The 12,082-nt window shown below is 35.1% G+C and carries 13 protein-coding genes, 2 tRNA genes and 2 other annotated features; of the genes, 4 read left to right on the top strand and 11 right to left on the bottom strand.

Annotation, left to right across the window (positions count from 1 at the left end):
* Positions 1-15: 15 nt before the first annotated feature.
* From ATZ35_RS09690 to ATZ35_RS09670, 5 genes are all read right to left on the bottom strand, one after another.
* Positions 16-849 carry a MetQ/NlpA family ABC transporter substrate-binding protein gene (locus ATZ35_RS09690; protein ID WP_208927060.1) on the bottom strand — a complete coding sequence of 278 codons (834 nt, stop codon included), beginning with the start codon at positions 847-849 and terminating at the stop codon, positions 16-18.
* 27 nt (positions 850-876) lie between these two features.
* Positions 877-1,557, bottom strand: coding sequence for a methionine ABC transporter permease (locus ATZ35_RS09685; protein ID WP_208927059.1), 681 nt, complete (start codon positions 1,555-1,557; stop codon positions 877-879).
* Between the two features lie 27 nt (positions 1,558-1,584).
* Positions 1,585-2,655, bottom strand: a complete 1,071-nt coding sequence (locus tag ATZ35_RS09680) for a methionine ABC transporter ATP-binding protein (RefSeq protein WP_208927058.1) — start codon at positions 2,653-2,655, stop codon at positions 1,585-1,587.
* Complete coding sequence (locus ATZ35_RS09675) at positions 2,652-3,500, bottom strand: MetQ/NlpA family ABC transporter substrate-binding protein (RefSeq protein ID WP_208927057.1); 849 nt, start codon at positions 3,498-3,500, stop codon at positions 2,652-2,654. Before ATZ35_RS09675 ends, ATZ35_RS09680 begins: the two co-directional genes overlap by 4 nt.
* A gap of 68 nt (positions 3,501-3,568) precedes the next feature.
* Positions 3,569-3,820, bottom strand: a binding site (T-box leader).
* A gap of 89 nt (positions 3,821-3,909) precedes the next feature.
* Positions 3,910-4,144, bottom strand: a binding site (T-box leader).
* Positions 4,145-4,211: 67 nt separating this feature from the next.
* Positions 4,212-4,472 (bottom strand): zinc-ribbon domain-containing protein, encoded by a 261-nt coding sequence (locus ATZ35_RS09670; protein ID WP_208927056.1) that lies wholly within the window; start codon positions 4,470-4,472, stop codon positions 4,212-4,214.
* Positions 4,473-4,662: 190 nt separating this feature from the next.
* Here ATZ35_RS09670 and ATZ35_RS09665 point away from each other — a divergent pair.
* From ATZ35_RS09665 to ATZ35_RS09655, 3 genes are all read left to right on the top strand, one after another.
* A tRNA-Thr gene (locus tag ATZ35_RS09665) sits at positions 4,663-4,735 on the top strand.
* 253 nt (positions 4,736-4,988) lie between these two features.
* On the top strand, positions 4,989-5,321 hold the full coding sequence (locus tag ATZ35_RS09660) for a YrdB family protein (RefSeq protein WP_208927055.1): 333 nt from the start codon (positions 4,989-4,991) through the stop codon (positions 5,319-5,321).
* Between the two features lie 71 nt (positions 5,322-5,392).
* Complete coding sequence (locus tag ATZ35_RS09655) at positions 5,393-5,887, top strand: GNAT family N-acetyltransferase (RefSeq protein ID WP_208927054.1); 495 nt, start codon at positions 5,393-5,395, stop codon at positions 5,885-5,887.
* A gap of 53 nt (positions 5,888-5,940) precedes the next feature.
* Here ATZ35_RS09655 and rpoN read toward each other — a convergent pair whose 3' ends face one another.
* Entirely contained in the window at positions 5,941-7,266 is a 1,326-nt protein-coding gene (gene rpoN, locus ATZ35_RS09650) for an RNA polymerase factor sigma-54 (protein ID WP_208927053.1), read from the bottom strand.
* A 59-nt stretch (positions 7,267-7,325) separates the two neighbouring features.
* Between rpoN and ATZ35_RS09645 the strand changes: the two genes are divergently transcribed.
* Positions 7,326-7,397 (top strand) — tRNA-Arg (locus ATZ35_RS09645).
* A 568-nt stretch (positions 7,398-7,965) separates the two neighbouring features.
* Here ATZ35_RS09645 and ATZ35_RS09640 read toward each other — a convergent pair.
* The 5 genes from ATZ35_RS09640 to ATZ35_RS09620 form a co-directional block, all read right to left on the bottom strand.
* Entirely contained in the window at positions 7,966-8,943 is a 978-nt protein-coding gene (locus tag ATZ35_RS09640) for a tetratricopeptide repeat protein (protein WP_244148144.1), read from the bottom strand.
* A gap of 128 nt (positions 8,944-9,071) precedes the next feature.
* Positions 9,072-9,362, bottom strand: a complete 291-nt coding sequence (locus ATZ35_RS09635; RefSeq protein ID WP_208927051.1) for a hypothetical protein — start codon at positions 9,360-9,362, stop codon at positions 9,072-9,074.
* A 169-nt stretch (positions 9,363-9,531) separates the two neighbouring features.
* Complete coding sequence (locus ATZ35_RS09630) at positions 9,532-10,203, bottom strand: ABC transporter ATP-binding protein (protein WP_208927050.1); 672 nt, start codon at positions 10,201-10,203, stop codon at positions 9,532-9,534.
* A gap of 4 nt (positions 10,204-10,207) precedes the next feature.
* Complete coding sequence (locus ATZ35_RS09625) at positions 10,208-11,299, bottom strand: ABC transporter permease (RefSeq protein ID WP_208927049.1); 1,092 nt, start codon at positions 11,297-11,299, stop codon at positions 10,208-10,210.
* Positions 11,300-11,438: 139 nt separating this feature from the next.
* Positions 11,439-12,020 (bottom strand): TetR/AcrR family transcriptional regulator, encoded by a 582-nt coding sequence (locus ATZ35_RS09620; RefSeq protein ID WP_208927048.1) that lies wholly within the window; start codon positions 12,018-12,020, stop codon positions 11,439-11,441.
* Between the last annotated feature and the right edge of the window lie 62 nt (positions 12,021-12,082).

Here is a 12,082-nt window from a genome sequence, read left to right as displayed (position 1 = left end):
TTATTCGTCCTCCTCTTATTTTTTACCGAATGTTTCCCAAGCTGGGATACTTGATCCTTTTGATGTTTCTTCGATCACTTTTTTCGTTTCTTCTTGTTGATACGTGTCCACTACTTTATTGTACGTTTTATTGTCTTTATCCGCTTCACGAGCAACAATGATATTGACATACGGTTTTGATGTTTCATCCACAGGTTCTAAGAAAATCGCATCTTTCGTTGGGACAAACCCTGCATCCACAGCCATCCCGCTATTGATCACAGAAGCATCGATATCTTGCAACGCCCTAGCTGTTTGAGAAGCATCTAATTCTGTGATTTTTAAGTTTAATTTATTTTCAGTGACATCACTGACTGTCGGAGTTTGTTTCTTAGCAGGATCTACTTTGATCAATCCAGCACTTTGTAATAACAATAATGCCCGTCCACCATTTGTAGCATCATTTGGAATGGCGATTTCAGCATCTGTTTTTAATTCTTTGACATCTTTAATTTTAGATGAGTAAATCCCTAATGGTGCACTAACCGTATTTCCGATAGACACAAGCTCTGTTTTGTGTTCTGTATTATAGTTATCCAAGAAAATTTGATGTTGGAACGAATTTAAGTCGATTTCTTTTTCAGCTAATGCCGCATTTGGTTGGGTATAGTCAGAAAACTCTACAAGCTGTAAGTCGATGCCTTCATCTTTTAAACGTTCTTTTACAGATTCTAATACTTCATTATTCGCACCAACGACCCCTAATTTTACGACTTCATTTTTTTCACTTTTAGCACTTCCTGCAGAACACCCTGCTAATACAAAACCAATTGTTAATGCTAATCCGATAATTTTGATTGTTTTTTTCATTTTTATTTTCCTCATTTCAACTATTTTTTAATGTGATGTTTTCTTGATCAATGTGTTACTAATAAACTGACTGGCAAAAACTAAGACTAAAATAATCAATGTTGCGACAACTGTAACGTCTGTTTGGAATCGATTATAACCTCTAGTAATTGCTAAATTTCCTAACCCACCTGCACCAATTGCACCAGCCATTGCGGTCAAACCAATCAAATTGATGATCGTAACGGACGACACTCGAATGATACTTGGTAATCCTTCAATTAAATACACTCTAAAAATAATGCCCAAAGGACTCGTTCCCATTGATTCTGCTGCTTCAACAACACCTGGATCAACTTCTAATAACGCATTTTCGATCTGACGTGCAAAAAATGGAATCACTCCTATCACCAGTGGCACTAAAGCCGCCGTTGTCCCAATCGTTGTTCCTGTTAAAAAACGAGTGATCGGCTGAATCAATGCCAGCATGATGATAAAAGGGATGGATCTACAAACGTTGATGATTTTTTCTAAAATATTATAAAGCACACTGTTTTTTAAAATCCCCTCAGGTCCTGTTGCCACTAGCACAACCCCAAGTAATGTGCCTAAAATTCCTGCGATAATGGCTGTCCAAAAGACCATATATAGTGTTTCGATCGTGCTATCAATAAATTCCTGTTTTAGTAATAGGACATTTGGAAAATACTGTTGTAAAAATTCCTGCATGTAAGTCACTCCTTCTACTTTCTCGCTTTAGATAACATGTAATGGGATAACATTTTCTTTTGATTCACTTGTTTTCAAGATTTTGATTTTTACCCCTTGTTGTTGTAAAAAGTCTATTGCCTTTTCTCGTTGTGTTTCTTCTCCCGAAAGAATCACGATCAAATTGCCAATTGGCACTTGCTGCAAGATCTCTACATTGCCGTACAAAATATTCGTCACAACATGGTATTTGCTATACAGCTGTGCAATCAATGGTTCACTTGTTTGTTCCCCTACATAAGAAATTTCTACCAACACTTCATTCCCACCCAAATCAGTCAAACTAGGATGTTGAATAATCGTCTCCAAGGCTTGGTCAATATGTGTCGCTGTTCGGATAAAGTCCTTCGTCAAGGCTTCTTTTGGTTGGCTAAAAATCGAAACAATATCATTTTGTTCAATCACTTGTCCATCTTCCATCACAGCTACTTTGTTACAAATTTCTTTTACGACCTGCATTTCATGCGTGATCAAAACAATTGTTAAGCCGAGTTCTTTATTTAATTTCTTTAATAACTCTAAAATCTGAATCGTTGTTTTTGGATCTAATGCACTCGTTGCTTCATCGCACAATAAAATTTCTGGATCATTTGCTAAAGCTCTAGCAATCGCTACCCGCTGCTTCTGTCCACCAGATAACTGGCTAGGGTAGGCATCTTTTTTCTCTGAAAGACCTACTAGCTCAAGCAAACGTTCGATTTTTTCTTTTCGCTGTTCTTTGGATAAACCAGAATACTTTAGTGAAAAATCAACATTAGCAAAAATCGTTCGCTCCTTCATCAGATTAAAGTGCTGGAAAATCATCCCGATTTTTTTACGTTGAGCTCTTAGTTCTTTCGGTGAAAAGCCTAAAATATTTTGATTGTTAATAATGACTTCACCCGATGTTGGTCGCTGCAGTAAGTTGATTACCCGCACCAATGTACTTTTGCCAGCTCCTGAATAACCGACAATGCCAAATACATCTTCTTTTTCAATGGTTAAGGTGACATTTCTTACTGCATCGATTTGCTGTTTTTTTTGATAAAAGGTGACATCTATATTTTTTAATTCGATCATTTTTGTTCCTCCTGTAGTTCTTTTGGAATAAACCAATAATTCCCTTGATTATGTTCGTTCAAATATTTTTTAAACTCATCGGAATGATACGCTTTTACCACCGCTTGGGCCCAGTCGCTTTTTGAATTTTTTTCATCAATTGTTGCAACTAATTCGTATTCTTTTAACACATCTTCTGAGAGTAAACTATCTTTAGGATCTAGCTTGGCACTATAAACAATACTTCCTGGTATTACGGCAAAATCTAAATCTGCTAAACTTCGAGGTATTTGAGCGGATGACATTTGAATCAGTTCCAGATTTTTTGGATTGCTCACAATATCTTCTTTAGTCGCTTTAACTGGATCAACACCTGCTTCTAATTCAATCCAACCAGCTTTTTGCAGTAGATTGAACGCTCGTGCTGTATTCGACGCATCATCTGGAATCCCGATTTTGTCTCCTGTTTTTACGTCATTTAATGCGCTTTTCTTTCCTGGGAACAACCCAGCCGGGACAGTAGGAATTGGTGTGATTCCAACTAAGTTCGTTCCTTTATTCTCGTTAAAGTTGTTTAGATAAGCAGTGTGCTGATCTACATTTAAATCAATGGCACCTTCTGTTATTGCTACGTCAGCTTGAATCAATTCTGTAAATTCAGTTTGTTCTATTTGATAGCCTTCTTTTTCTAGAATCGGTTTAACTGCTTCTAAGAATAATTCACTATACGGACCAGGTGAGGTTCCGACTCGAACGATTGGCACTGCTTTGTCTGGGTCTGATGCTACCTTATCATTCTTACCACACGCTGTAATTCCAACAATCCCCATTACGATCAACACTAGACTGATTAACTTTTTCTTCATCTTATCATCCCTCCATTATGGTTAGTTCTAAAAAGAAAAAAGCATCCTCAAATGTATAAAACTATACATTTGAGGACGCTTTTGCGTGCTACCACCTCTATTTGATATCCACTCACATAGATATCCTCATCAAGTACGGCAATCTGTGATCGCTTATACTCTAGTACTATAACGGGTACATCCGTCGCTGTCTTATGAATGATTCACTCGAAGCGCTGCTCAATGGCCATTTTCTAGATGTCGTTTACCGCTTGTTTTCAGCTACCCAAGCTCTCTGTTAGATATCGTTTCATCTGTACTTTCCATCTCATTGCTTTATTCATTTCATTTAGTTATTTGAAGGATCCATACTTCCTTCGTCAGTCTTGTATTATTCAACATACAAAAAGCCCTCTACCAGCTTATGCTAGTAAAGGGCGAATAATCGCGGTACCACCTTTGTTTTAAAGTAATCCTCATTACTTTTCTTAGACCAAGTCTTATAACTTGTCGCTTTGATAACGGGTGCTTTCCCGAAGCTGCTTACTTATCAACAGCTTGTCCTCATGAGGCCATCTTCAATTCTTATGCGCTTATCTCTTTTCACCAACCGAGACTCTCTTGTGAAGCACGTCCAAATTTACTCTTCTCTTCAACGGACTGTTATTCATTTGTTGTTACGTTGTATTCTACTGGAAAATAAATTCCATGTCAAATCTTTTTTTTAATTTTTTATTCGGTGATTGTTTCAGCAGTACTAACTAGGTATTGCGCCAAAACATCTTTAGATAACTCTTTACCATATCCGCAAATTGGACATAGTAGATAATGACTAGATGATGTTGTAAAAAGTGGAATCCAAAATAACGTGAATTTTCGTCCGATTTGTTTTCCCTGCATAACCACCTCGTTGTTACAATGGCTACAGTCACATTGAATCACCGTATCTCCTAAATCTTGTTCAAATCCTTTACTACCCCATACAATAAACATATTTATCTTCTCCCCTTTGTTTTAGTTTAGCAAGAGTTGTTGACTAGTGTCAATGAAAAGTTTGACTATAAAATCGTATTCATCTTTCATTATATAACAATTATCACATTTTTTTCTCCACAGTCGAATGCGGAAATTGATTGACAAACCACTCTTTCTAAGGTAATCTGTTATCTGTATTACTTATGTTGCCGCCTTAGCTCAGCTGGTAGAGCACCACCATGGTAAGGTGGGGGTCGACGGTTCGAATCCGTCAGGTGGCTTATTGCATAAAGCTGTCCCTTCTATTATGATGGGGCAGCTTTTTTATCGTCCCTTGAAGCTCTATGCCCCTGTTTGTATTGCCTTTCGAGGGTGCTATAATACTACTAATAAAGTTATAAACACCATAGGTTGAAATAAGTCTGAGACCTTAATTACTATTTTGTATCTTTACTTTTGTTGTTTTATATTGACTCTTACCTTAACTCCAGTGTTATGATAGAAACAATCTATTAACCGTCCTGTGGAAAAGAGGTGATTCCAATAATCAAACAACTCAATGACAGCATTCGTTTCATACTTGAATTAATCACAATTGGTCTATTATTAGCCGGGACACTTACATTCAGAATACTTGCTTTAAAAATTATATTTAGTATTGTTCTCCCCCTTTGTACAGTTCTGTTTTGGGGTAAGTACATGGCTCCTCTATCCCCAAACCGTTTAAGTGAAGTTGAACGAATTTTAGTTGAAATCATTCTATTTGGTGGTGTTGCTTGTCTTACTTTTTTTGTTGGACATAAAAAAATTGCTGTGGCGTATCTGCTGATCGTAACAATAAATACCCTATTTGATCATATTCTTTGATAAGATAAATAATCCATTTAGGCTAAAAAACAAATTATACTAAAAAGCTATTCCTTAGGAGGTATATACTAATGCTCCACACTAAACCATTGACATTCGATTTCTACCAAGAAAATGATCAACAGCTTTATTCTATTTTGACTCAAGACATTCGTGTCATGCGTTATATTACTGAAAAAGCAGAACCAGAAAATGAAGCGATTGAGAATTTCAAAAAAATCTTAGCCTACAATGCCAGCCATAATGATCAAACAGGCTACTATAAAATCTTTGATCAAGATATTTATATTGGCTTTGGAAAATTATCTTGGGATGAAGAAAGTAAAATCGAGATTGGCTACATGATTTTACCTGAACACTGGGGAAAAGGTTATGCGACAAAAATAATAGCTCATTTATTAAACTTAGTAAGACAATCAGAGCAACTATCGCAAGCTACTCTTTACGCTATAATCGACCCTAAAAATGGTGCATCGAAACACCTTTTAGAAAAAAATCACTTTGTCTCTGTCTGGCAAGGAATAGAAGATGGTTTACCTTCTGAACACTTGGTTTGGCAACCTTGATCGATTAAAAAACGTCTAATCCTTTGAGTAAAACTCAAAAGTTAGACGTTTTTTTAATCATCATATCGTTTTCGTTTAGACGAAGCAGGGATTCCCAATGCTTCTCTATATTTGGTAACCGTTCGGCGAGAAATCTTGATTTCCTGTTCTTTTAACAATTCAACTAGTTTCTGATCAGAGAGCGGTTTGGCTTTATTTTCGTTATCTACTAAAGCTTGTAGTTGTTTTTTGATACTGCTAGTGGACGTTTCTTCTCCAGTATTATCATTTGATAAACCGTGAGAGAAAAATGAACGTAATTCAAAAACACCAAATTCTGTTTCCAAGTATTTCCCATTAACCGTTCGGCTAACTGTGGATTCGTGAATATCCAACGCTTCCGCAATTTCTTTTAACGTCATTGGTTTTAACGGACGATCTTCTTTAAAGAAAAATTCTGGTTGGCGCTGAACGATTTCTGTACCGACTCTTAAAATCGTATCTCCACGTTGAATAATTGTTTTTTCCAACCATTCAAATTCATTTTTCTTTTCCTTAATATAGTCCTGTACTTCTTTGTCATCTGTTGCTTCCATTCGTTCAAAGTAAGCTTGTTGAAACTGAATCGTTGGCGTACCCGTTTTATTAGAAATAACCCTTAATTGCTCACCGTTGATCCGTAGGGTTAAATCTGGGCGAATATATAATCCCGAAGTTGATTCAAAAATACTGCCAGGTGCAGGTGTTAAGGTTTGAATGTAATCGAAAATCGTTTGGATATCTGATAATGCTACATCGAATTTTTTAGCAATCAGGCTCCATTTTCGATTGGCTAGATGATCAAACTCTTCTTCAATCACAATATAAGCTAACTCTGGTGCCATATCATCTCGTTCAACTTGTAAGAGCAAACACTCACGTAAATCCCTTGCCCCAACGCCTGCTGGATCTAGTTGCTGAATCAAGGTCAACGCATCAAGCATTTCAATCGATGTTGCCCCCGTTTTTTGCGTTGCTTCCTCTAAGTCAATCATCAAGTAACCGTTTAAATCAATATATTCAACTAAAAATAATACCAGCGTTCGCAGATAAGTATCCCGATAATTCAAATGAATCTGATCGATCAAATATTCAAAAAGTGACGTATGGTTATCAGGAATTTGATTCAAATAATTGTTTTCTTCATTTGTGTATGTGCGACTGCCTGCACTTGGAAAATCATTATAATTCGTTTCTGTTTGAATATCAATCAAAGGATTTTCCAGTGATTTAGCTTCTATGTATGCAAAAAGTTCTTCTGAATTGTATTGTAAAATCTGAATCGATTGCTGTAATTGTTGGGTCATTGCAAGTTTTTGGACTTGTTTTTGTTGTTGTGACAAATGTTGTTCAAATTTCATTTTTTTGGTCCTTCCCCTTGTAATTTATCAAATTATCAGCTAAACTAGTAAACGTGCTTGCGCCCTTAGTGTAGTGGATATCACGTAAGATTCCGGTTCTTGAGACGGGGGTTCGATTCCCTCAGGGCGCATCATTTTTACTTATTAATAAAGTGCTATATAAAGAATTATAGCATAATTTAAAACCAGATGTAGCCATAACTTAACTGGTCATTGAGATATTTTCCACTCCAACATTACAATTTTTGTAATGTTTTTTTATTTTATTTCAGTTTTTTTACAATAAGAATGGATTTCCTAACAGTCAATACATTTTCTCATTTATCTATCGATTTACATTAAAACTTGATAAAAAATCATCGTTTTTTATGTTATTATAAGCTTTCGAAAATATTATAGTTAGGCAGTTGATCGTATTGAGTCAGCGTCATATGAGACTTTTGGTTCTTTCCATTTTTTTAGCGCTCACAGAATTTTTTCTCATTCGTTATTTTTACCAGTTCACAACGATAGATTATCCACTTTTATTTTTAGTTATCACTTTTATTCAAGGAGGAATTTTTCTTTATTACTTACTCTCATTCATTCTGCTATTATTCCTAACCCACAACTCTAAACCGTGACTATATATCTAATTTCTGCAAAAAAAAGGAGCAAACAAAACGAGTGATTCGTTTTGCTTCGCCTCCTTTTTCAATTTTATAAAACCATCGTCTCCAATTCAAAACGGATTTTACTTTGGATTTTCTGAATTTTTTCGATTTCTGTGCGCTTTTCATCTATTTGAAATTTTTGAGCAATCGAATGATTATATGAGATAATATAACTAATTGCCCATAATTTGGGATTTTCGATAATGTCATCTGCCAAAGGATATAATAAGGCAAAATGCAATCTGATTTCTTCTAAGACATCTACGAGCAAAATAGGATCATCATTGATCAGCTCTTTTTCTAAAAATAATAAAATCCTTTGATATGCCGCACAATCCAACGGTCCACCAATCGATGCTGGAATAACAGTATATTTCTTATTATCTCTCCACAGAAATTCAATTTCTTCTTTAACATGGAGACTCACAAGTTCTTCAAGAATCCAAGACCGAACTAAATTATGTATTCGCTCATCCAATAAAATTTTTTTACCAATCGCAATAAATTCATCTTGAGGTAGTTGACCAGCTTTTTTGACTACCCCCAATTGTTCATAGTAGTTCTGTGTATTAAGATGCTCTAACTCTTCTTTTAATTCTTTGATTTTACTAACTTCAAACTGCCGATACATCAGTTCAACATGGCGAATTTTTTTCTTCAAAGAAATCAGTTTTCTCATTTCACCACTTTGTTCCATCAAAATTCGCTCATTGATAATGCTATGCGCTTGAATGAACAGATGATTCTGAATTAAAATTTGAATATAGAGTTCTAGATAATCTAAGTAAGCAAAATATTTTTCTTTCATTTCTGATGCTAAAGATAATGCTTGCTCATTTTCACCTGTTTCTAAATACATATTTACCAATACCAAATTTAGTGGAAAGTCTTGCCGAATGGCATAGGCCTGCTCATAATAGTTTACTGCTTCGAGTAAATTATTTTCTTTGACAGCTTCTTGTCCTAACTCAATAAATCGTTCATAGTTCTTTGGAAATGGAATTTTATTTGTCAAAAGAAACACCACCTTCCTAATAATTATTTCTTATAACATAGTATTTATCTGCATAAACCCTATTAAAAAAAGAAATAGTGTGTATTGTTTAAAAAGGAAAAAATTTTCTTAACAAACCCTATTAAAACAACCGACTGTTAATATAAATTTCTGATGATGACAGCTGTCTCAGGTTGACCATGAGCTTGCATTCGTTCTGCTTTTTCGCTCAAAGTATACCCAACATAAAAGTCTTTTGTCAGCTCATCTTGTACTTTAAATTCCATAATTTCTTCGACATGAAAAGCATTTGGTTCAACTTCTTGAACACTATCCCACCCAGTATCAATAAATACTTTGGTATCATCCTTAATTGCGCTATTTGCATCCAACTCTGCTACAAGCTGCTTCAATTGCGAAAACGTCATTACCTCTACTCGATTATCCATTGTACTGCCTCACTTTCTTTTGTATATTTTCATTTTTTAGCCAACTGTATGTATTTCCACCTATTTACTTTTCTCCTCTATTATCATAACCTAAAATCATATTTTATAACACTTAAAATTAAGAAGAAGGGAAATAAACTTTTTTTGTTTATTTCCCTTCTTCATTTTTTTACTCTTTTATCAAGTTACCATCTTCAATACGGTAAACACTATCGCTCCACTCAATCATTCTCGGATCGTGTGTGACCATGATCGTTGCTTTTTGCTTTTCATGTGCTTCTTTTGCTAAAATTTTTACTACCTCATACGCATGTTCTGTGTCCAAGCTGGCAGTTGGTTCATCTGCTAAAATCAAGCTTGGTTCGTTAAACAAAGCTCGAGCAATTGCTACTCGTTGACGTTCCCCTCCAGAAAGATCTCTTGGAAATTTATTGATCAAATCAGCGATATCCAAAGAAGCTAATAAATCATTGATGCGCTGCGTTTCTGTTTTTTTCTTTTCGATTTTATCGACTAGTGTAAATTGATTTCCTACAGTTAAAAATGGAATCAAATTAGATGCCTGTAAAATAAAGCCAATTTCTTCAAAACGTAATCTTGAGCGCTTCTTTTCACTCAGATGAGTAAAGTCTTTTCCGTTAATCATGATCTTACCTGTTGTAGGTGTCTGTAGTCCGCCTGCAATGGTTAAGAATGTGCTTTTTCCAGAGCCAGATGGTCCAATAATACTGACAAATTCTCCAGCCTTAACACTTAAATTGATTCCTTTCAACGCTTCCACTTTTGCGTGGCCTTTTCCAAATGTTTTCCGAATATCATCCATTACTAAAATATCAGTCATTTTCTTAGCCTCCTATCGCTTTCATTGGATCGACATGTGTCACTGTCCGAATTGAGAAAACGCCGCCTAAAACCGCAACGATAATCAAAACAATACTGTATACGAGTAGGTTTGTACTATCCAATTCAAACGGCATAGCAGATGGTAAGACAAGATTTGTCAACAACGTCAAGATAACACCGATCAAAACGCCAATCACTCCTAAAATAAAGGTTTGAGCAATAATTGATTTAATGATATAACCATTTGAAATTCCTTGTGCTTTCATAACACCAAACAAACTCGTTTTTTGTAAGGTCATTACATAGATAAAGATACCAATAATCGCAGCCGTGATGACAAATAAGAAATAGATCATCGCATTGAGCGTCAGATTCTGTTCACTGTAGCCAGGTAGTTTTTGAATAAATTCTTCAATGCCGTATTTTACCAAATGATCATCGGTTGTTTCCAGTTTGACCTTATTTGTTGGCGTTGTACGCACAACGATACCATTGATTGGTGCTTTGGCACCTTCGATGATTTTACCAAATTTAAGCTCTTGCCATTGATCAAGTGATGTATAAATTAATGGAACAATACTGAAACTATTTTGTTTCGTAATCCCAACAACCTTCAACTCTTTATCAAGTTTTCCGATTTTCACAGCATCGCCCAGTTTGATTCCTTTATCCACTAAATTTTGTGGAATAATAATTTCTCCAGCATTTTCAAAGTAACGTCCTTCAATCAATTTGGGTTTGATTGAACTATTCTCAGCTACACCAAAAAGAGAAATATTGATTTTGTCGGCTTCTTTGTTTTCACCAACCTTGTTTAACGCTCCAGCGTATTGTCCAAGCGGTTCTACCTTTTCAGCCTCTACGTGTGTTACATCATCCATTACTAAACTTGATGCGTTCAAGCTTTTGTTCGCGTCGCCAGATAAAATAATACTTGTTGCATCCCACTGATCTACACCTTGACGAACCCCTTGGGCAAGTCCATTGGCTAAACCGGACAACATAAATGCCACATAAGCAACTAACACAATGACACCCACTACTAACGTATACCTAAGCTTAAAATATTTCATTTCTTCTAAACCTAAAAACATTGATTCCACCTCTTTTTTATCAATCGATAAAAAAACAGTTAAAAAAATAAACAGTTTTTTATCACTTGATAAAAAGTTTACCATGAAAAAAAGAATTAAACAACATTTTTTATCACATGATAAAAAATGATTTAATTCCTCAAGATAAAACACCATGTAATACCATATCCATTAACTCAGAAATTTGCGCTGACCGCTCTTTTTCTGTAGAAAGCTGATGAATCGTTGAAAATAACAATGACAAACTCATCAGATAAAATTGAGCTGCTTTTTTTGAAGACACACTGCTGTTTAATGGCTCTTGACTCGATTCAAAAATAGTCTGTAATGGGATTAGATAGTAATCATTTAGTATATAAAATAGCTGCTGTTTATTTTCTTGTTCCATTTCTGCTGCACTTTGATGGATAAAAGAAAAAATATCTCTATGATAAACAGTTAACAGAGCATTAGTGCATTTAATCAATTGATTTTCAATGGTATCTTGTTCTTTATGAATCTGTTCAATCGCACTTTTCAACTGAATACCAATTTGTTTATTAATCTCAATAAATAGAATTTCTTTATTAGAAAAATGATAATACAATGCTGGCTGTGTAATATTTGCAGCTTTAGCAATATCACGAGTAGAAGTATTTTTGTATCCGTTCGTTAAAAAAAGATCCTTCGCAGTTTCTAAAATTGACTGATGTGTTACCTCAAATACTGATTCTTTTTTCATTACCGCTCCCCCGTTCTTCACTAGTTTAAATCAAAATCAGAAAAAAAGATAGTCTATAAATC

This window comes from Enterococcus rotai (assembly GCF_001465345.1).
In the GTDB taxonomy this organism is placed as follows: Bacteria; Bacillota; Bacilli; order Lactobacillales; family Enterococcaceae; genus Enterococcus_L; species Enterococcus_L rotai.
This window is presented reverse-complemented; position numbering and strand designations above follow the sequence as displayed.